This is a genomic window from Methylobacterium sp. AMS5 (genome assembly GCF_001542815.1).
GTDB lineage: Bacteria > Pseudomonadota > Alphaproteobacteria > Rhizobiales > Beijerinckiaceae > Methylobacterium.
Genome location: NZ_CP006992.1, coordinates 2,446,196 through 2,466,224 on the forward strand (window position 1 = coordinate 2,446,196; position 20,029 = coordinate 2,466,224).

The window sequence follows — 20,029 nt, forward strand, 5'->3', positions numbered from 1 at the left end:
CGGTATCGCGGCGTTGTTCTGAGGCGTCCGAGCGCCCATCTTGAAGATGTGCCGGGATCGTCAATGGTCTCCCCAATCAACGAAAAACCGAACGCGCCACGCCTTCCCGGACCGGCGCGGAGAGCCTTGCTCCTTGGCCAGACGCATCAATCCGAAGGCGGGCACCCCCGTTCTTCCCTCCCGCGAGCAGATCCTCGCCTTTGTCGCCGAGACGCCCGGAAAGGTCGGCAAGCGCGAAATCGCCAAGGCCTTCGGCATCTCGGGCGCCGACAAGATCGGCCTCAAGGCGATCCTGAAGGAGATCGAGGCCGAGGGCGCGCTCGAGCGCGACCGCGGCGGCTTGCGGAAGGTCGGCAGCCTGCCGCCGGTCGTGCTGGCCGATATCGTGTCGCGCGACCGTGACGGCGACCTGATCGCCCGCCCGGCGCAGTGGGACGGTGAGGGAGAGGCGCCCAGGATCGCCGTCGAGACCCCGCGTGCCGGCCGAAAGGGCAACCGCCCCGCCCCCGGCATCGGCGACCGGGCACTGGTCCGCGTCGCACCGGACCCGGAATTGCCCGGCCGCTACACCGGCCGCGTCATCAAGGTGATCGGCAAGAACCGCTCCGAGGTGATCGGCGTCTACCGCGCCGGCCGCGACGGCGGGCGCCTGCTTCCTGTCGAGAAGAAGTCGCAGGGTAAGGAAATCGCGATCCCGCCGGGCGAGGAAGGCGAGGCCCGGGATGGCGACCTCGTCAGCGTCGCGGTGGAGCGCGAGACCCGCTTCGGCCTGCCCCGCGGGCGCGTCACCGAGCGGCTCGGCGCGCTCGGCTCCGAGAAGGCGGTGAGCCTGATCGCGCTGCACATCCACAACATCCCGCACGTCTTCCCCGCCGCCGTGCTGGCGGAGGCGGATGCAGCCAAGCGTGCGACCAAGCGCGGCCGCGAGGATTGGCGCGAGGCGCCGCTGGTCACCATCGACCCGCCCGACGCCAAGGACCACGACGACGCGGTGATGGCCGAGGCCGATCCCGATCCGGCCAACGAGGGCGGCTTCCTCGTCACGGTCGCGATCGCGGATGTGGCCGCCTATATCCGGCCGGATTCGGCCCTCGACCGCGAGGCGCTGCTGCGGGGCAACTCGGTCTACTTCCCCGACCGGGTCGTGCCGATGCTGCCCGAGCGCATCTCGAACGACCTCTGCTCCCTGCGCGAGGGCGAGGACCGTCCGGCGCTCGCCGTGCGGATGACCATCGGCGCCGACGGGGTGAAGCGCAGCCACAGCTTCCACCGCATCCTGATGCGCTCGCACGCCAAGCTCGCCTATGCCCAAGCGCAGGCCGCCATCGACGGCCGGCCGGACGAGAAATCGGGACCGGTGCTGGAGACCGCGCTCCGCCCGCTCTACGCGGCCTATGAGGCGATGAAGCGGGCCCGCGACGCCCGCGGCCCGCTTGCTCTCGACCTGCCCGAGCGCAAGGTGCTGCTCGACGCGGAAGGCGGCGTCGATCGGGTGATCGTGCCGGAGCGGCTGGAGGCGCACCGGCTGATCGAGGAGTTCATGATCCAGGCCAACGTCGCGGCGGCCGAGACCCTGGAGAAGGCGGGCTCGCCGCTGATCTACCGGGTCCACGACGAACCGGCCCTGGAGAAGATGCGCGCCCTCGGCGAGGTGCTCGCCTCGGTCGGCCTCAAGATGACCAAGGGCGGCGTGCTGCGTCCGGACCTGTTCAACCGCGTCCTCGCCCAGGTGGCCGAGAGCGAGCACGCTCCGTTCATCAACGAGGTGGTGCTGCGTTCGCAGGCACAGGCGGTCTACGCTGCACAGAATCTGGGCCATTTCGGCCTCAACCTGCGCCGCTACGCCCACTTCACGTCGCCCATCCGGCGCTACGCGGATCTCATCGTCCACCGGGCTCTCGTGCGTGCGTGCGGATTGGGCAAGGACGGCCTGCCGGTCGACACCACGCCGGGCATGCTCGACGCGGTCTCCGAGCAAATCTCGGCGGCCGAGCGCCGGGCGATGGCAGCCGAGCGCGAGACCATCGACCGGCTCATCGCCGGCTACCTCGCCGACCGGGTCGGCGCGACCTTCTCGGGCCGGATCTCCGGGGTGACGCGCTCGGGGCTGTTCGTGAAGCTCGCCGAGACCGGAGCCGACGGGTTCGTGCCCGTCTCCACCATCGGCCACGAATATTACCGCCACGACGAGGCCCTGCACGCGCTCGTCGGCGACCGCAGCGGCGAGACCTACCGCCTCGGCGACACGGTCGAGGTCCGCCTCGTCGAGGCGGCGGCGGTCGCCGGTGCGCTGCGCTTCGAGATCCTGTCGGAGGGCCGCGGCCGCTCCGGTGCCAAAGGCGGCGGGATCAAGCGCAGCGGGTCCAAGGCAGGTGCGGGCAAGGCGAAGTTCGGTGCAAAGCCGTCGAAGGGCAAGCCGCGCCCCGGCAAGGCGGCGGCGTCCGAGAGCGATGCGGCGCGGCGCCATCGCGGCTCGCGTCGCTGAGCGGAAGGGGCTAACGTCGCCTCTATGGAAACCTACGTCTCCCCTCCGGCCTCGGCTCCCCAGGAGCGGACGCGGCTGCTCCCGGCCATGGCCAGCGGCTTCCTCAACCGCTGCCCGCATTGCGGGGAGGGCCACGTCTTCGGCCGGTTCCTCAAGGTGCGGCCCGCCTGCGAGGCCTGCGGCCTCGAGATGGAGGGCCACCGGGCCGACGACCTGCCGCCCTATATCGTGATCTTCCTCGTGGGCCACATCGTCGGCTACCTCGTTCTCGAGATCGAGATGGGCTACGACGTGCCGCTCTGGATCTCGATGACGGTGTGGCCCTTGCTCACCCTCGTCCTGGCGCTCGGGCTGTTGCAGCCGGTCAAGGGCGCGGTGATCGGCCTGCAATACACGTTCGGCATGCACGGTTTCGGCAAGCTGCCCCCCGCGCGCGGCGGGACCGGCACGGGGGAGAGACGCGGCGGTGAGGCAGGAAGCAGAGCGGGCGACGCCCCAGAGCTTGGATCGGCCTGACTCGGATCGGCCTGATCCGCCTGCTGCCCCGCCCCGCCCGGTGCTCTTGCGCCCGCGCGATGCCGCGACGCTGATCATTCTCGACCGGTCACGAAAGAAACTGAAGCTGCTGATGGGCCGGCGCCATGCCGGTCTCGCCTTCATGGGCGGCAAGTTCGTGTTTCCCGGCGGGCGGATCGAGCCGTCCGATCGGATGATGCCGGTGGCCGGCGCCCTGTCGCAGCGGGCCGACGACGCCTTGCGCGCCAAGCTGCCGCGCGCACCCCACCATCTCGGCCGATCCCTCGCGCTCGCCGCGATCCGCGAGACCTACGAGGAGACCGGACTTCTCACCGGCACCCGCGATTATGGCCCACCGGAGACGGCGCCGGAGGGTGCGTGGCAGGCTTTTGCCGACGAAGGGGTGATGCCCGACCTCGAAGCCCTGCATCTGGTGGCGCGGGCGATCACGCCGCCGAGGCGCCCCCGCCGCTTCGATACCCGCTTCTTCGCCATCGATCGTAAGGCGGTGGTCGCCGAGCGGCCCGGTATCGTCGGGCCGGATGCGGAATTGACCGAACTCGCCTGGGTCGATCTCGACGCCGCGCGCAAGCTCGACCTGCCGCGCATCACCCGCGTGATCCTCGACGATCTGGAAGCGGCGGCCGACGCCGGCTTCCCGCCCTACCGGCCGATCCCGTTCTACTTCGAGCGCCGCGGCAAAGGGGTGCGGGAGGAGATCTGAGCGGGACGGTCGCTGCCCTTCAGCGCGGCGAGATGCGCCACCTCACGTTCACCGTGGCGTTGAAAGAATTTGATTTTATTAAACAATTAGATCATTCCAATATAATCAAATTATCCCATCCCGCCTTCAAATTCATAGACGTCAACATGTCCGTCAAATCTGTCCACGTACAAGAGCTGATTTCGGTTTCATTGTTCCACGCTGCGTCGCATTCGTCGCAAACAAATATTTTATTTCCTGTGCAGCGTATTATGGCTTTAACGATTATTCCTTGTCCGTCACAGCGAGGGCATATCATCATATTCACCTGATGGTGTAGGATAGGCATTTATAATATGTGTTGTCCCAGGCGGTTGCAACGCGTTGCCCGCCGGGTAGGTGTCGCTGCCCACGGCCCCGGCATGGTCGCCGGCGGCACGATTTGGATGCGGCGGAGTGATCGCGGCATGTCGGCCTCTCCCACTTCGGAAGGGCTGGCTTCTCCGTCTGTGATCGCATTGATCTCGACGAGCGTGACGTCGGCCGCCTCCGCGTAGACCTTGGCTTGTTGGCGGGCATCAAGCATGGCCGCACGGCGCGCGTCGAGCAACGCGGCCCGCTCATTCTCGACCTTGAACCTCACCGACTGAACCCGAAGCAGGCCCGTTTCCGCAATCCGACTCATGGTTGCGTTCAACTGATCGATCCCGTTGGCCTTCAAAATGAAGGTGGTCGTTGCGGTGAACGGAGTGGTCGATTTCTTGGGCGGCGGCGGCGGATGTCCGGGATCTTGTGGTGGCTGATAACCGCCGGATCGATCCTCATCGAGTCGGAAGCGACTTCTCTCGATTTTCACGCCGGCTTGCTCGAACCGACGCAGGACCTCTATCGCCGAGCCCGCTCGCTCTTCATGCGCCGAGACGGTTGCCTCCAACGTCTTGTCCTGCGTGACCAGACTGACCTCGAAGCGCCCGTAATCGGGCTTCTGTTCGAACGAGCCCGCGCCGCGGACGGTCAGAACGGATCCGCGTGATGGCGGAGAACTCTCGTTCGAAGACTGCGCTGCGGCTGACCCAAGCAGAAAGGTGGCCATGAAGGCGGCCAAGGCTGGAGCCTTGAACGGCAGGGGATCGATCATGGGAGCCATTCGAACAGGTTGCTGATGTCCGATGGACGGACCGTCGGACGGAGGGATCACAATCTCCGGTCGAGTTGATGCCTGCATGCGCCCAGGAAGATGGCTGAAGCTTGACCGCTTGCGGAAGCCTGCCCAGTCCGCACGGACAGAAATGCATCCTTCGATCCCACAAAGGAGATTCTTAAGCGGCATCGGCCATCCTGGGACGGCAAGTGGAGCCGAAATCACCGATGCTCTCCGTCCTTCGTCGCTCCGATGCCGCGTCCATCTTCGACGCGCTCAACCGCTCCCAGGCGGTCATCACCTTCGCCGTCGATGGGACGGTGCTCGACGCTAACGACAATTTCCTCTCACTGATGGGCTACACCCTCGGTGAGGTGCGCGGGCGTCATCATCGCCTGTTCGTCGACCCGCAGGAGGCGGAGAGTGCGGAGTACGAGGCGTTCTGGCAGGGTCTGCGCCGCGGCGCGTTTCAGACCGCGGCCTATGGGCGTCTCGCCAAGGACGGACGCAAGGTCTGGATCCGGGCGAGTTACAATCCGGTCCTCGACGCCGCCGGCCGCGTTCGGAAGATCGTCAAATTCGCCCTCGACGTGACGACCGAGCGGCTTGTCGCCGCCGAGACGGCGGGCCAGATCGCCGCGATCAGCCGGTCGCAGGCGGTGATCCAGTTCGACCTCGACGGGACGGTGCTCAGCGCCAACGCCAACTTCCTCGAAGCCCTCGGCTACGCGCCGCACGAGGTGGAGGGCCGCCACCACAGCCAGTTCGTGCGGCCGGAAGAGGCGGCATCCGCGGAGTACCGCGCCTTCTGGGAGGCGCTCGCCCGCGGCGAGTACCGGGCCGGCGAGTTCCTGCGCGTCGGCAAGGACGGGCGCGAGGTCTGGATCCAGGCGACCTACAACCCGATCCTCGATCCGTCCGGGCGCCCGTTCAAGGTCGTCAAATATGCCTCCGACATCACGGCGGCCAAGCGCGTCGCCGCGGACATGGCCGGGAAGGTCGAGGCCGCCCGCCGCTCGCAGGCGGTGATCGAGTTCGACTTGGATGGCTCCGTCCTCGACGCCAACGACAACTTCCTGAACGCCCTGGGCTACACCCTTCCCGAGGTACAGGGCCGGAATCACCGGATGTTCGTGACGCCCGATTACGCCGCGAGCCCGGCTTATGCCGCATTCTGGGCGACGCTGCGGGCGGGGCAGTTCACCTCCGCCGTCTACCAGCGGGTGGCCAAGGACGGCCACGATGTCTGGATTCAGGCCTCCTACAACCCGGTTCTCGACGCGGCCGGGCGCCCGTTCAAGATCGTGAAGTACGCCTTCGACATCAGCCAGAGCATGGCGGTGCGCGCCGGCGCCCTCGCCATGGCCGAGCAGACGCTGGGCCGGGTGCGGGCGGTGGCCGGCGCGTCCAAGGAGATGCACCGGATCTCGGAATCGATCGCCGAGCAGATGAACCGCTCGCACGATGCGGTCGGCGACATTCAGGCCCGTATGAACGCCGCCGGCATCCTCTCGGCAAAGCTCGACGACGCGGCCGCCGCGATGACCGGCGTGGTCGAGGTCATCACAGGCATCGCCGAGCAGATCAACCTGCTCGCCCTCAACGCCACGATCGAGGCCGCCCGCGCCGGTGCGGCCGGCCGCGGCTTCGCCGTCGTCGCCACCGAAGTGAAGAGCCTCGCCGAGCAGGCGCGCTCCGCCACCGCGCGCATCACCGGCGAGATCGGCGCCATGCAGGCGGTCTCGCGGGATGTCGGCGCGGCATTGGTCTCGACCGCGGCGGTGGTCGACACCGTGCAGGGTTTCATCGCGCAGACGACGGAGGACAGCACGCGGCAGCGCGCGACCACCGGTCAGGTCAACACCGACATGCAGGCCACCGCCGCGAGCGTGGCGGAATTCGCGAGCCGTCTCGACGCCTGGAAGGTCGGGCTGGAGGAGCGGCGGAGCGAGGAGCGCCACCGTTCCTCGCTTGCCGGCCATGTCGCGTTCGTGCCGGAGCGTGGGCGGAAGGCGGGGGAGCCGCAGAGCCGGCCCTGCACCGTTCTCACCATCTCGGAGGGCGGCGCCAAGCTGGCACTCGAGGCCGCGGACCTGCCGGAGGTCGTCACGCTTCACATCGACGGTGAGCCGTCCCGACGCTGCCGCGTCCTACGGCGTGCCGCCGACGGGATCGGCGTTCGGTTCGTCTGATCCCGAGCTTCGTCCCGAAGATGCGTGGCCAGCTCTCGGGACGCTGCGCGACGGGCCGCCTACCGGCCTGCGTCGGAGACCAATCCCGCCAGCCCCTCGCGATAGGTCGGGAAGGCAAGCTGTACGCCCAGCTCCTCGCGGATCAGGCGGTTACGCACCCGCTTGTTCTCGCCGTAGAAGCTGCGCGCCATCGGGCTGAGATCGGCGGTCTCGAAATCGATTTCCGGCGGCAGGGGCAGTCCGGTGAGCGCTGCGGCGTGCTCGGTCACCGTCTGCGGCGGGGCGGGCTCGTCGTCGGTGACGTTGTAGACCGCGCCCCCCCGCGGGTGCTCGATCGAGGCGGCCAGCGTCGCGGCGATGTCGGCGACGTGGATGCGGTTGAACACCTGCCCCGGCTTGACGATGCGCTGGGTGCGGCCGTCGCGCAGCTTCACGATCGGGTTGCGGCCGGGGCCGTAGATGCCCGAGAGGCGAAACACCTGCACCGCCTTGCCGGTCTCAGCGCCCAGCGCGAGCCACGCATTCTCGACGGCGAGGCGGTCGCGCGAGCGGGCGCTCTTCGGGGTGGCGGGCGTCGTCTCGTCGATCCAGTCACCCCCTTGGTCGCCGTAGACGCCGATGGTCGAGAGATAGCCGATCCAACCGATGCGGCTTTTCGCGATGGCGTCGCGGTAGCGGGCGAGCACGGTGTCGCCGTCCCGGCCCGGCGGCGCGGAGATCAGCAGGACATCGGTGTCGGCAAGGTCGCCGGCGATACGGGGATCGTCCGTGTCCGGCCCGAACGAACGCAGGGTGAATCCGGTCTCGGCGGCGAGGTTTCGGGCCCGCTCAGGCTCGGTCACCGTCGCCCGCACAGCGTTGAAGCGCGCCCGTTCACGCTCGGCAAAATGCCGGGCGGAGAAGCCGAGGCCGAAGACGAACAGGTTCATGCGATGTCAGGTCTCCCGTAGGCCGTCCGCTTCCATAGGGAGGGCGGCGGCCTCACGCCATTCCTCCCTCACATGCGCCTCCGTTTCCCCGTGTCCATGGGCGGCGAAGAGTTCGTGCAGCCGCTCCCGCGGCAGCAACCGTCCGCAGGCCCAGACGGCGGCACCGCGCACCACCGGATCCGGCTCGGCGAGGCAGGCCACCGCCTCCGCGGCAAGCGTGACGTCACCGGAATTGCCGATGGCGATCAGCACGTTGCGCAGGAAGCGGTCTCGCCCGGTCCGCTTGATCGGCGTGCCGGCAAAGCGGGCGCGAAACCCCGCATCGTCGAGGCGGGCGAGTTCGGCGAGCGGCGGCGCGACGAGATCGTCGCGGGCGGCCATGCGGGTCTCCCGCGCCGCAACCGCGAACTTGTTCCAGGGGCAGACCGCGAGGCAGTCGTCGCAGCCGAACACCCGGTTGCCGATCTGTTCGCGATATTCGGCGGGGATCGGGCCCTGATGCTCGATGGTGAGGTAGGCGATGCAGCGGCGCGCATCGAGCTGGTAAGGGGCCGGGAACGCATCCGTCGGGCAGATGTCGAGGCAGCGGCGGCAGGAGCCGCAATGGTCGGTCTCGGGCGCGTCGGGCTCGAGTTCGGCACGGGCGAAGATCGCCCCGAGCATCAGCCAGTTGCCGTGCTCGCGCGAGATCAGCACCGTGTGCTTGCCCTGCCAGCCGAGCCCGGCGGCCTGAGCCAGCGGCTTCTCCATGACCGGCGCGGTATCGACGAAGACCTTCACCGGCTGGCCGGAGCGGGCGGAGAGGAAGCCGCCGAGTTCCTTTAGCTTGCCCTTGATGACGTCGTGATAGTCGCGCCGTTGCGCGTAGGCGGCGATGGCGGCGCGATCCTTCAGCCGCACGAGTTCGAGGGGGTCGCGCTCCGGGCCCGCATTCATGCCGAGCATGACGATGCTGCGGGTCTCGGCCCACAGGGCGGAGGGCGCGGCGCGCTGGTCGGCCCGCTCCTCCATCCAGTCCATCGTGCCGTGATGGCCCGCCGCGAGCCATGCCGGCAAGCGCTCACGCAAGTCCGGCACGGCATCGGGGCGGGTGACGCGGAACGCCTCGAAGCCGAGACGGCGCGCGCGCGCCTCGATGGTCTCGCGCAGGGCGCGGCCCGTGAGAACGGCCTTCTCGGGCTTCAGAAATCCAGATCCGTGTAGTGGGCGGCCGCCGGCATCCCCGGTGCCCGGTCGGCCAGCAGCGCGCGGAAGGACGGGCGGGATTTCACCCGCGCGTACCAGTCCTTCGCCATCTCGTCCTCGTCCCATGGCACGTCGCCGAGATAGTCCACGCAGGAAAGGTGGGCCGCCGCCGCGAGGTCGGCATAGGTCAGGTCGTTGCCCGCCAGCCAGCGGCGCTGCCCGATCAGGTAGCCGACATATTGGAGGTGATAGCGCACGTTGGTGCGCGCCGCACGAATGGCGTTCATGTCCGGCGGGCCGCCTCCGGCAGCGGAGGGCATGAAGCGCTTGTCGATCTTCTCGGTGACGAGATACTCGGTCACCTCGTTGTTGAACTTGACGAGGAACCAGTCGAGCAGGCGCCGCACCTCCACCCGCGCCTGGGTGGTGTCGGGCAAAAGCCGCCGTCCGGCGAGGCCGAGCCCCCGCGTCTCGTCGAGATATTCCGCGATCACGCCCGCGCCGGGAATGGCGAGCCCGGTCTGCTCCACGAGCACGGGCGTGGTGCCGGCCGGGTTGACGATGAGGAAGTCGCGGCGGCGCTCCCAGGCCCGTTCCTCGACGAGGGTCGGCTCCATCCCCATCTCGGCCAGGACGAGGCGGATGAAGCGCGAGTTCGGGCAGAACGGGGAGTGATAGAGCGTCGCCATCGAGGCCGTGGTTCAGCGGAAAGAAGGCAGAGCCCTGGGGCAGACCGTGTCGCACGGGCGAAATTGGGGCGACACGCCAGGATTATTTCTCCAACGTTGCCACCTCATTAACAAACGCGCCGCAACCCGGTAACCGCCCGTCAACCCTGCCGCCGCAAAGCTGCCGCATCGCCGTCGTCTGCCGCGCCCTGCATTGTCGGCACATCGGCGTGGGGAATGGCAGGCTTATGGATCTCGTCCTGATCGCGAAGGCGCTCGTGCTCGCCGTGGTGGAAGGCGCCACCGAGTTCATCCCGGTCTCCTCGACCGGGCATCAGCTCCTCATCGGCCACTTCATCGGCTTCCACTCGCCCAACAACACCTTCGAGGTGCTGATCCAGCTCGGCGCGATCCTGGCGATCCTGTTCGTCTATTTCGGCCGGCTGTGGAACATTGCCACCGCACTGCCGAACGATCCGCGGGCGCGCCGCTTCGTGCTCGCCATCCTCATCGCCTTCCTGCCCGCGGCGATCGTCGGCGGCCTGTTCTCGAAATACATCAAACTCTATCTGTTCAACCCGTGGATCGTCTGCGCCACGCTGGTGGCCGGCGGCATCGTGCTGCTCGTCATCGACGACACGGTCGGCGAGCCGAAGACCGCCCCCGGCGACGGGCCGACCGAGCATCCGCGCAAGACCGACGTGTTCGAGTTCAGCCTGCCGATGGCGCTCAAGATCGGCCTGTTCCAGTGCATCGCGATGATTCCCGGCGTGTCGCGCTCCGGTGCCACCATCGTCGGCGCGATGCTGATGGGGGCAAGCAAGCGCTCGGCCACCGAGTTCTCGTTCTACCTCGCCATGCCGACCATGGCCGGGGCCTTCGCCAAGGACCTTCTCGACAACTACAAGAACCTTTCCTCGAACGACGCGCTGCTGATCGTCATCGGCTTCGTCGCGGCCTTCATCTCGGCCTTGATCGTGGTGCGCACGGTGCTCGACTACGTCTCCCGCCACGGCTTCTGGCTGTTCGCGTGGTGGCGCATCATCGTCGGCTCGCTGGGCTTTGCCGGACTGATTCTTTTTGGCTGACCCTTCAGGATTTTGAACGAGGCGGGGGCGGCAACCTGGACTAAAGTCGGTTGTCGCCTGCCCGCACCCCGTGCGAGGGCTTGCGGCCAAGTCGCCGCTCTCTCAAGAAGCGGTCGGGAAACGCCGAATCGTCAAGGTCTCGCCCAAGATGGAAGATCGTCCGCTCGCCGAATTGTTCGAGCCCGCCACCCGCGAGCGCTGGCGCCAAGCGGTCGAGGCCGCATTGAAGGGAGCCGACTTCGAGAAGCGCCTCGTTGCGAAGACCGCCGACGGCCTGCGCATCGAGCCCTTCTACGAGCCGGCCTCTGCGGTGGCCCAGCCGGTGCGGCCGCCCGGCCCCTGGCGTCTGGCGCAGCGCATCGACCATCCCGACGCCGAGAAGGCCGGGACACAGGCGCTGGCCGACCTCGAAGGTGGTGCCGATGCGCTGGTCCTCGTCCACCGCGACGCCCCCGCCGCCCGCGGCTTCGGCCTCGATCTCTCGTCCGTCGATACGCTGGACGCGGCGCTGAAGGGCGTGATGCTGCCGCTCATCGCCCTGCGGCTCGATGCCGGTCCGGCCGGATTCGAGACGGCGGCGCTTCTCAAACAGCTGATCGAGCGCCGCGGCGACGACCCGTCCGCGCTCGACCTCGATCTCGGCCTCGACCCGATCGGCACCCGCGCCGCCACCGGCCGGCTCGACCAGGGGTGGGAGGCGCGCCTCTCCGAGACCGTCACCGCCTTCGCCGGCATGCGCGGGCGCGCGGCCTTGGCCGATGCCCGGCCCTATCACGAGGCGGGGGCGAGCGAGGTACAGGAACTGGCCGCCGTGCTCGCGACGGCGGTCGCCTATCTGCGGGCGCTGGAGGCCGGCGGCCACGATCTGGCGCTCGCGCGCGACCAGATCGCGGTCCTCCTCGTGGCGGATGCCGATGAATTCCTGACCATCGCCAAGTTCCGGGCGATCCGGCGGCTCTGGGCCCGGGTCGAGCAGGCCTGCGGCCTCGAGCCGAAGCTGCTTCGGGTCCTGGCCGAAACCGCGTGGCGGATGATGAGCCGCCGCGACCCCTTCGTGAACATCCTGCGCACCACCATGGCCTCGGCCTCCGCCGGCCTCGGCGGGGCGGATTCGGTGACCGCGCTGCCCTACACCCTGGCGCTCGGCCTGCCCGACGCCTTTGCCCGGCGGGTGGTGCGCAACAGCCAGATCGTGCTGATCGAGGAATCGAACCTCGCCAAGGTCTCCGATCCGGCGGCCGGCGCGGGCGGCTTCGAGGCGCTGACCGCCGAACTGACCGAGAAGGCCTGGGCGGCCTTCCAGGAGATCGAGCGGGAGGGCGGGATTGCCGCGAGCCTGGAGGCCGGCGCCTTCGCAGGTCGGATCGCGGCGGTGGCCCAGGCGCGGGCACGGGCGGTCGCGACCCGCAAGGAGCCGTTGACCGGCGCCAGCGAGTTCCCCTTCCTCGCCGAGAAGCCGGTGACGGTGCTCGATATGGCGCCGAACCCCGCCGCTTGCCCGGAGGGGGCCTTGCCCTCGCGACGCCTCGCCGAACCCTACGAGGCTCTGCGCGACGCCTCCGACGCCGTCCTCGCGCAGACGGGCAGGCGTCCGGCGGTCTTCCTGGCCAATCTCGGTCCTGTTGCGGTCCACAATGCCCGCTCGACCTTCGCCGCCAACGCCTTCGCCGCGGGCGGCATCGAGGCCATCGGCAATGACGGCTTCTCCGACAGGCAGGCCCTGGCCGATGCCTTCAAGGCGTCGGGCGCGCGGATCGCCTGCCTATGCTCGTCCGACACCGTCTACCAGACCGAGGCCGGGCCCGCGGCCGAGGCGCTGAAGGCGGCCGGCGCCGGTACGATCTACCTCGCCGGCAAACCCGCCGAGGCGGAGGCTCTGCGCCAAGCGGGCGTGGGAGGCTTCCTGTTCGCCGGTTGCGATCTGTTGGCGCTCCTGCGGGAGGCGGCCGAGCGCGCGAGGGGCTGACGCTCAAGGCCTCGTGAGCAACCTTGACACTGCGGGACGCAAGACGATCTTCCGACTGAAACGGGCCGACACGGCCCCATTCCCTCAGTCGGATTTTATCTCCATGCGCCTTCCGATCCTTGCCGTCGCCACCTTCGCCGTTGCCATGGGGAGCGCCGGGACATCGGAGGCGGCCAAGCGCAAGGTACAGGTGCCGCACCGCTACGACGGCCGCTGGAGCATCGAGGTCGTGACCCTCGAAGGCCCCTGTGACCGGGCCTATCGCTACGGTATCCAGATTCAACGGGGCGAGGCCGTCTACGGCGGCGGCGAGGTCGGGATCAGCGGGCGCGTCGCGACGAACGGGACGGTGCGCGGCACCATCTCCCGCGGCAGCAACGCCGCGCAGGTGTTCGGACGGTTGTCGTCCGATGGGACCGGCACCGGCCGCTGGTCGACCCTCGGCGACGGCCCGATCAGTTGCAGCGGCAGTTGGAACGCGATGCGGCGCGGATGAACTCGCCGTTCAGGCTGCGTCGGTGCGGAGGGGGGCGCATGGGTCGCCCTGTGGCGGTCCGGCGACAGGTTCGGATTTGTTCCGCGCTGCGGCATGGGCGACCGGTTTTCGCCCTAGATCCGGCATGATCTTCGGCGAACACTGGTGGCGTTCCATACGCGTTCGAGGCGCCCCATGAGAGCCGTGATGAGAGCCGTGCCGTTCGTTGGTCTTGCCTTCGTCCTGCTCGGCCCCGCGGCCGAGGCGCGTCCGGCCCGGCAGCATGTGGCCGGCTCCGAGCACACGGTGCTGGCACCGCTCGAGGAAGCGGCGACGGCGTGCTTCGCCGAAACCGTGATCTCCAATCCGAAGGCGATGCGGCTCGCACGGGACGGGCGTTGGTACGAGGCGGCCGGAGTGACCGGCTTCCTGTGCCGCCCGGAGGTCGATCGCATGGCGGTCGCCCACGACCGGATCTACGGCCGCGGCACCGGCGCCCGCTACTTCAAGGGAGCCTACGCCCGCCACCTCGACAAGCAGCTCGCCGCTCGCCTGCAGCACCTTCTGGAGACGAAGGCCATGGCGAGCGCCGAGCCGCCGGCCGAGAAGGCCGCGCTCGTCGACAGTGCGACGGACTCCGCGCCCGGAAGCGCGGATCACTGAGCCGGGGAAGCGGGGTTTCGCTTACCGGACCCGCCGCCAGGTTTGGCGCTTGCACAGAACGCTGAGCACGCAGCCCGCCACCTCGATGGTGTCGGGCCCCTTCGGCGTCACGCTGCCCGAATAGGTCTTGCCGTCCTTCGGATTATAGAGGCTGCCCTCGAAGCCGTCGCCGCTCGGGGTTCCGGCCTGCATGATCTGCACGCCGACGAGCTTGCGCGAGCGCAGCGCCGGATCGGGGTTCTGCGCGTCGAGGCCGGCCCCGGCGGTCGAGGCGATCACGCCACAATAGCCGCCGCCGCAACGGGCGATGCGCACGGTCGAGCCCGCCGTCTCCGTCTGCCAGATGCCGGAGAGGTCCGAGGCCTTTTGCGCCAGAGCGCCTGTGCCGGACACGGCGAGCAGCAGCGCCGCGGCGAAGACATGCGTCGGGCGATGGCGTGAACGGTTGGCACGCGGCGTCGTCATTCGAGCTTCCCTCCTCGCCGGACAGTGACCGCCGGCCGGGGCGAGCGGTAGTCAGGCCGCCGGGGTTACGCAAGGAGCGGGGTATGAGGCCGCATGACGATGCAGCCTTGACTTCGCCGCCTTCACGCGGCCTACGCCGACGGCGAGCCGGTACGGACGCGTCAGGAGCGGCGGATGCAGGTCATCGATACGGACATTCCGGCGGTCAAGCGGGTGATCCCGAAGCGCCACGGCGACGATCGCGGCTGGTTCTCCGAAGTCTACCGCGCCGACATCCTGTCGGAGCACGGGATCGCCAACGCCTTCGTGCAGGACAACCAATCCTTCTCCGCGCCCGCGGGCACGATCCGCGGTCTGCACTTCCAGGTCGCACCCAACGCCCAGGCCAAGCTGATCCGGGTGCTGGCCGGGGCGATCCTCGATGTCGCCGTCGATCTGCGCTCCGACTCCCCGACCTACGGCCGCCACGTCGCCGTGCGGCTCGATGCAACGGGCGGTGAGCAGCTCTTCGTGCCCGCCGGCTTTGCCCACGGCTTCTGCACCCTGGAGCCGGACACCATGGTCGCCTACAAGGTCGACGCCTATTACAGCCCGGCCGACGACCGGAACCTGCGCTGGAACGATCCGGCGATCGGCATCGCGTGGCCGGTCGCGGAAGCGGATGCGATCCTCTCGGGCAAGGACAAGGCCGCGCCGCTTCTGGCCGATCTCGGGCGGGTGTTCTGATTCAAGGTATCGAGATCGTTCGATCGAGTGGATTGAGCTCGACCTCAGGTTGGCGTAGGCGCGGCCAGGCATGGCCCTTGCCCATCCCGCGGATGCCGACCCCGCGGACAGGAATTGGACGGAGTTGGGATCGATGCGCATTCTGGTAACGGGCGGCTGCGGCTTCATCGGCTCCGCCCTGGTGCTGCATCTGGTGCAGGATCTCGGCCACGAGGTGCTGACCCTCGATGCCATGACCTACGCCGCCAACCCGATCTCGCTTCAGCCGCTGGCGGACGACCCGCGTCATCGCCTGGAGCAGGCCGACATCTGTGACCCGGCCCGCGTCCACGCGCTCTACGCCGAGTTCAGGCCCGAGGCGGTGATGCATCTGGCCGCCGAGAGCCATGTCGATCGCTCGATCACCGATCCGGGCGCCTTCGTGCGCACCAACGTGATCGGCACCCAGGTGATGCTCGACGGCGCCCGCACCCACTGGGAGAGCCTCTCCGGTGAGGCGAAGGCGACGTTCCGCTTCCTTCACGTCTCGACCGACGAGGTCTACGGCTCGCTGCCGCCGGACGCGTTCTTCACCGAGGAGAGCCGCTACGATCCGCGCTCGCCCTACTCGGCATCAAAAGCGGCCTCCGACCATCTCGCCCGGGCCTGGCACGAGACCTACGGCCTGCCGGTGCTCGTCACCAACTGCTCGAACAATTACGGCCCGCGCCACTTCCCCGAGAAGCTGATCCCGCTGATGATCCTGGCCGCCCTCGAGGGCAAGCCGCTCCCGGTCTACGGCGACGGGCTGAACGAGCGCGACTGGATCCATGTCGAGGACCATGCCCGCGGCCTCGTCGCGGTGCTGGAGCGCGGCCAGCTCGGCGAGACCTACCTGCTGGGCGGGCGCTCGGTGCGCAACAACCTCGCCGTGGTGAAGGCCCTCTGCGCCGCCTTCGACCGGCTGAAGCCGGAGAACGGCCCGCACGAGCGCCTGATCACCTTCGTCGCCGACCGGCCCGGCCATGACCGCCGCTACGCGATCGACCCGTCGAAAGCCGAACGTGAAGTCGGCTGGCAGCCGACCAAGGTGTTCGAGGAGGCGCTGACGGAGACCGTGCGCTGGTACCTCGACAACGAGGCGTGGTGGCGCCCGATCCGCGAGGGCCGCTATTCCGGCGAGCGCCTCGGCCTCGCGCCCAAGAGCGCCTGAACATGGACATCCTGATCCTCGGCGGCGCCGGCCAGGTCGGCACGGAGCTTCAGGCCTTTCCCTGGCCCGACGGCGTGCAGGTCCACGCACCCGATCGCCAGAGCCTCGACATCACCGACGAGGCCGCCATGGCCGCCGCGCTCGACGCGCGCGCCTACGCGGCGGTGATCAACACGGCCGCCTACACCGCCGTCGACAAGGCCGAGAGCGAGGTCGCGGCCGCGTGGCGCCTCAACGCGCTGGCCCCGGCCATCCTCGCGGCCGAGACGAAGCGGCGGGCCATCCCGCTCGTCCACGTCTCGACCGACTACGTGTTCGATGGGGCGGGCGAGGGCTTCTACGCCCCCGATGCGCCGGTGAACCCGAGAAGCGTCTACGGCGCCAGCAAGGCTGCCGGCGAGATGGCGGTGCGAAGCGCCAATCCGCGCCATGCCATCGTCCGCACCGCCTGGGTGGTGAGCCCGCACCGGGGCAACTTCGTGAAGACGATGCTGCGGCTCTCGGGCGAGCGGGAGAAGCTCGCCGTTGTCGATGACCAGCACGGCTGCCCGACCTCCGCGGCCGATCTCGCGCACGCGCTCGCCACGATCGCCCTGCGGCTGGCGGGCGACGAGGCCGCGCCGACCGGCACTTTTCACTGCGTCAACGACGGCGCGACGACGTGGTGCGACTTCGCCCGCGCGATCGTTGCGGGCTCGGCCCGGCGTGGCGGGCGCTCGGTGCCGGTCGAGGGCATCCCGAGTTCGGCCTACCCGACGCCGGCCCGGCGTCCGGTGAACTCGCGCCTCTCCACCCAGAGCCTGACCGACGCCTACGGCCTCGCGCCGCGCTCGTGGGAGCAGGCGCTCGACGACATCCTCGACCGGCTGGTCGGGCCGGCTCGCTCCCACTGATCAGGACGTATTTCGCATGAAGGGCATCGTGCTCGCCGGCGGCTCCGGCACAAGGCTCCACCCGGCCACGCTGGCGATCAACAAGCAGCTGCTGCCGGTCTACGACAAGCCGATGATCTACTACCCGATCTCGGTGCTGATGCTGGCCGGCATCCGCGAGATCCTGATCATTTCCTCGCCTGAGCACCTCGGCAACTACCAACGCCTGCTCGGCACCGGCGAGCAATTCGGCCTGACCTTCTCCTACGCGGTGCAGCCGCGGCCCGAGGGGCTGGCCCAGGCCTTCATCATCGGCCGCGATTTCGTCGGCACCGACGACGTGGCGCTGGTGCTCGGCGACAACCTGTTCTTCGGCAACGGCATGAGCGACCTGCTCGCCAAGGCCCGCACCCGCAAGAGCGGGGCGACGGTGTTCGCCTATCACGTCGATCATCCGGAGGCCTACGGCGTCGTCACCCTCGACGAGTCCGGTCGGCCCTTGCGGCTGGTGGAGAAGCCCAAGACCCCCGAAAGCCCCTGGGCGGTGACGGGGCTGTACTTCTACGACAACCAAGTGCTCGACATCGCCGCGGAGGTGAAGCCCTCCGACCGGGGCGAACTCGAGATCACATCCGTCAATCAGGCCTATCTCGAGCGCGGCCAGCTCCATGTCGAGCGGATGAGCCGCGGCTATGCGTGGCTCGACACCGGCACGCATGACAGCCTGCTGGAAGCGGGCGAGTTCGTGCGCGTGCTGCAGCGTCGGCAGGGCCTTCAGGTCGCCTGCCTCGAAGAGATCGCCTACCTCCAGGGCTTCATCGGCCGCGAGCAGTTGCAGGCACGCGGCGAGCTGTTCGCCAAGACCAGCTATGGCCAGAACCTGCTGCGCCTCGCCCGCGAGGGCCGCCGGGCCGATCAGGATTTCTGACCAACGAACCTTGATCCCGTCACTGCGAGGCAAAGCCGTCCAACGCACCGATCTCTCCGGAACGGTCGCGGTTCCGGATCACTTCGCGTCCGCGCGATGACGGATGGGACAAACCGGGATCCAAAGCATCGTCCTGGATACCTGATCCAGCGCGATGCTTGAGGCTCCTGTTTTCGCATCATCTCATTTTCGAAAGCCGGCAACCACCTTTCGGGACGATGCTCCAGCCGGGCGTCGCGTCAGCGCTCGCCCTGAAGGAGCACGGCTCCGGTATAGGTCTCGGCGACTTCGCAGAATGGCACGCCGCCCGCCGTCAGCACCGCCTCGACGGAAAACAGCGGCTCACCGGGCCCCGGCACGCCGCCGGATTCGGGCCGCCACAGCATCGTCAGCGACCGGTTGCGCCGGCTTGGACCCAGCGGGCGCACGACGTGGCCGAAGGGAGCCTGCGTGCCGTCCAGCGCCGCGTTCATCGCGGGCGTCAGGCGGCTCGGAACATACCAGTTGTCGGCCTCGGACAGGACATGGGTGCCGCAGGTGAGCCGCACCCGGCGGTAGCGCACGGGCTCGTCCGGGCCAACGGCCAGCCGCTCGCGCCGGGCCGCGCCGGGGGGCTTGTCGGGGCCGGGGACGCGCACGGCGACGATCCGCGGATCGGGGCTGAGCCCGCGCTCGGCGCACCACGCTTCGAGAACGGCGGTGGCGCTCGGCGCGGCGAGAAGGCGGGCGCTCAGCGTTTCGATCAAGGCGCGTGCCTCGGACCCATCCTGGGCCTCCCGGCCTGTCTCGGCGGTTCCGGCCGCTTGCGCCCGCGCGCTGCCCGCGTCGGCGGGCGGCACGGCGGCGCCAAGCGCCGCGAGTCCCACCGTCAGCATCCGTGTCGCCGTCCGCTCCATCGTGCAGCGCAATACGTCGATGGCGGGCAAAGGTCCATCGCGTCGGGCAACCGGTCCCCGATTCGCGGCCTACTTGGTGTCGGGGGGCAGGGCGGTCGCGAGCGGGCCGGCGGGGGGAAGCGGGAAGGCGACCTTGCAGCGCTGGCCGCCGGGCAGCTTGAAGTCCGGGTTCGGCAGTTCGAGGCGCACGCCGAAGGTGCCGCTCGCCGCGTCGAAGACTTGGTCGACCACGCTGACCTTGGCCTCGTAGGCGCCGCCGATCGGCTGGTCGAGCACGACGGTCGCCGGCATGCCGAGCGCGATCTCCTTCCAGCGGGAGACCGGCAGGTAGGCCTCGACGTAGAGCGGATCGAGTTGGACCAGGGTAAAGATCGCACTGTCCTGGCGCACGAACTCGCCTGCCGACATCAGCCGCTCGGTGACGATGCCGCGGATCGGGCTGCGGATCATCCGCAATTCGAGCTGCGCCTCGGCGCGCTTGAGTTCGATGCCGTTGAGCTTGTGCTTGAGAATCTCGGTCTGGAGGTCGCGCCGGCCGATCTCGTAATCCGCCTCGACCTGATCGAGCTTCTCCTGGGTGACGATCCCCTTCGAAAGCTGGTTCTGGCGTTCGAGGCGGCGCTTGTAGAGTTCGACGCGGGTCTGTTGCGCCTCGATGCCGGCGGTCGATTCCGCCTGCGCCCGCGACAGGGCGACGTTGGCCTCTTCCACGCTCGAATCGAGCTGGGCGATGATGTCGCCGGCCTTGACCGCCGCGCCCCGGTTGACCGGCACGCTCTTGAGGATGCCGAGCGTGGCCGAACCGATCTTCAATTTCTGCGCCGGCTCCACCACGCAATCGACGCGGGTGTCCTGGGCGCTCGCTGCGCAGGCGGAGAGGAAGAGGGCGGCGAGCGCCGCGCAGATCCGGGCTTGCCGCGTTCCAGCCTGAAGGGTCAT

The 20,029-nt window shown here is 68.9% G+C and carries 19 protein-coding genes; 12 read left to right on the plus strand and 7 right to left on the minus strand.

Annotation, left to right across the window (positions count from 1 at the left end):
- The first annotated feature begins 133 nt into the window (after positions 1-133).
- The 3 genes from rnr to Y590_RS11085 are packed head-to-tail and all read left to right on the plus strand — an operon-like array spanning position 134 to position 3,725.
- Entirely contained in the window at positions 134-2,485 is a 2,352-nt protein-coding gene (gene rnr, locus Y590_RS11075; RefSeq protein WP_060769884.1) for a ribonuclease R, read from the plus strand.
- A gap of 24 nt (positions 2,486-2,509) precedes the next feature.
- The gene (locus Y590_RS11080; protein ID WP_060769885.1) at positions 2,510-3,001 is read left to right on the plus strand and encodes a DUF983 domain-containing protein; all 492 of its coding nucleotides are present in this window, start codon (positions 2,510-2,512) and stop codon (positions 2,999-3,001) included.
- The gene (locus Y590_RS11085) at positions 2,952-3,725 is read left to right on the plus strand and encodes an NUDIX hydrolase (protein ID WP_083530837.1); all 774 of its coding nucleotides are present in this window, start codon (positions 2,952-2,954) and stop codon (positions 3,723-3,725) included. Before Y590_RS11080 ends, Y590_RS11085 begins: the two co-directional genes overlap by 50 nt.
- A gap of 328 nt (positions 3,726-4,053) precedes the next feature.
- Here Y590_RS11085 and Y590_RS11090 read toward each other — a convergent pair whose 3' ends face one another.
- The gene (locus Y590_RS11090) at positions 4,054-4,842 is read right to left on the minus strand and encodes an SIMPL domain-containing protein (RefSeq protein ID WP_060769887.1); all 789 of its coding nucleotides are present in this window, start codon (positions 4,840-4,842) and stop codon (positions 4,054-4,056) included.
- A 230-nt stretch (positions 4,843-5,072) separates the two neighbouring features.
- On the opposite strand from Y590_RS11090, the gene Y590_RS11095 reads away from it, so the two are divergent.
- Complete coding sequence (locus tag Y590_RS11095; RefSeq protein WP_060769888.1) at positions 5,073-7,037, plus strand: methyl-accepting chemotaxis protein; 1,965 nt, start codon at positions 5,073-5,075, stop codon at positions 7,035-7,037.
- Positions 7,038-7,096: 59 nt separating this feature from the next.
- On the opposite strand, the gene Y590_RS11100 is transcribed toward Y590_RS11095, so the two are convergent.
- The 3 genes from Y590_RS11100 to Y590_RS11110 are packed head-to-tail and all read right to left on the minus strand — an operon-like array spanning position 7,097 to position 9,840.
- The gene (locus tag Y590_RS11100; RefSeq protein ID WP_060769889.1) at positions 7,097-7,966 is read right to left on the minus strand and encodes an SDR family oxidoreductase; all 870 of its coding nucleotides are present in this window, start codon (positions 7,964-7,966) and stop codon (positions 7,097-7,099) included.
- 6 nt (positions 7,967-7,972) lie between these two features.
- A complete protein-coding gene (gene queG / locus Y590_RS11105) occupies positions 7,973-9,151 on the minus strand; it encodes a tRNA epoxyqueuosine(34) reductase QueG (RefSeq protein WP_286161896.1) in 1,179 nt (392 codons plus the stop codon).
- The gene (locus Y590_RS11110; RefSeq protein ID WP_060769891.1) at positions 9,148-9,840 is read right to left on the minus strand and encodes a glutathione S-transferase family protein; all 693 of its coding nucleotides are present in this window, start codon (positions 9,838-9,840) and stop codon (positions 9,148-9,150) included. Before Y590_RS11110 ends, queG begins: the two co-directional genes overlap by 4 nt.
- A 227-nt stretch (positions 9,841-10,067) precedes the next feature.
- Between Y590_RS11110 and Y590_RS11115 the strand changes: the two genes are divergently transcribed.
- The 4 genes from Y590_RS11115 to Y590_RS11130 all read left to right on the plus strand — a co-directional run bounded on the left by Y590_RS11115 (position 10,068) and on the right by Y590_RS11130 (position 14,011).
- Positions 10,068-10,907 (plus strand): undecaprenyl-diphosphate phosphatase, encoded by an 840-nt coding sequence (locus tag Y590_RS11115; RefSeq protein WP_060769892.1) that lies wholly within the window; start codon positions 10,068-10,070, stop codon positions 10,905-10,907.
- 148 nt (positions 10,908-11,055) lie between these two features.
- Entirely contained in the window at positions 11,056-12,873 is a 1,818-nt protein-coding gene (locus Y590_RS11120) for a methylmalonyl-CoA mutase subunit beta (RefSeq protein WP_060769893.1), read from the plus strand.
- Between the two features lie 103 nt (positions 12,874-12,976).
- Positions 12,977-13,369 carry a hypothetical protein gene (locus Y590_RS11125; RefSeq protein WP_060769894.1) on the plus strand — a complete coding sequence of 131 codons (393 nt, stop codon included), beginning with the start codon at positions 12,977-12,979 and terminating at the stop codon, positions 13,367-13,369.
- Positions 13,370-13,543: 174 nt separating this feature from the next.
- Entirely contained in the window at positions 13,544-14,011 is a 468-nt protein-coding gene (locus tag Y590_RS11130) for a hypothetical protein (protein WP_060769895.1), read from the plus strand.
- Positions 14,012-14,032: 21 nt separating this feature from the next.
- On the opposite strand, the gene Y590_RS11135 is transcribed toward Y590_RS11130, so the two are convergent.
- Positions 14,033-14,476, minus strand: a complete 444-nt coding sequence (locus Y590_RS11135; RefSeq protein WP_060769896.1) for a DUF2147 domain-containing protein — start codon at positions 14,474-14,476, stop codon at positions 14,033-14,035.
- Positions 14,477-14,650: 174 nt separating this feature from the next.
- Between Y590_RS11135 and rfbC the strand changes: the two genes are divergently transcribed.
- From rfbC to rfbA, 4 genes are all read left to right on the plus strand, one after another.
- Positions 14,651-15,202, plus strand: a complete 552-nt coding sequence (gene rfbC, locus Y590_RS11140; RefSeq protein WP_060769897.1) for a dTDP-4-dehydrorhamnose 3,5-epimerase — start codon at positions 14,651-14,653, stop codon at positions 15,200-15,202.
- 133 nt (positions 15,203-15,335) lie between these two features.
- Entirely contained in the window at positions 15,336-16,394 is a 1,059-nt protein-coding gene (gene rfbB / locus Y590_RS11145; protein ID WP_060769898.1) for a dTDP-glucose 4,6-dehydratase, read from the plus strand.
- Between the two features lie 2 nt (positions 16,395-16,396).
- A complete protein-coding gene (gene rfbD, locus Y590_RS11150; RefSeq protein WP_060769899.1) occupies positions 16,397-17,287 on the plus strand; it encodes a dTDP-4-dehydrorhamnose reductase in 891 nt (296 codons plus the stop codon).
- Between the two features lie 16 nt (positions 17,288-17,303).
- Positions 17,304-18,194, plus strand: a complete 891-nt coding sequence (gene rfbA, locus Y590_RS11155) for a glucose-1-phosphate thymidylyltransferase RfbA (protein WP_060769900.1) — start codon at positions 17,304-17,306, stop codon at positions 18,192-18,194.
- Between the two features lie 239 nt (positions 18,195-18,433).
- Here the strand turns inward: rfbA and Y590_RS11160 are convergent, their stop codons facing one another.
- Positions 18,434-19,090 carry a hypothetical protein gene (locus Y590_RS11160; RefSeq protein ID WP_201026790.1) on the minus strand — a complete coding sequence of 219 codons (657 nt, stop codon included), beginning with the start codon at positions 19,088-19,090 and terminating at the stop codon, positions 18,434-18,436.
- Positions 19,091-19,159: 69 nt separating this feature from the next.
- The gene (locus Y590_RS11165; protein ID WP_060769902.1) at positions 19,160-20,029 is read right to left on the minus strand and encodes an efflux RND transporter periplasmic adaptor subunit; all 870 of its coding nucleotides are present in this window, start codon (positions 20,027-20,029) and stop codon (positions 19,160-19,162) included.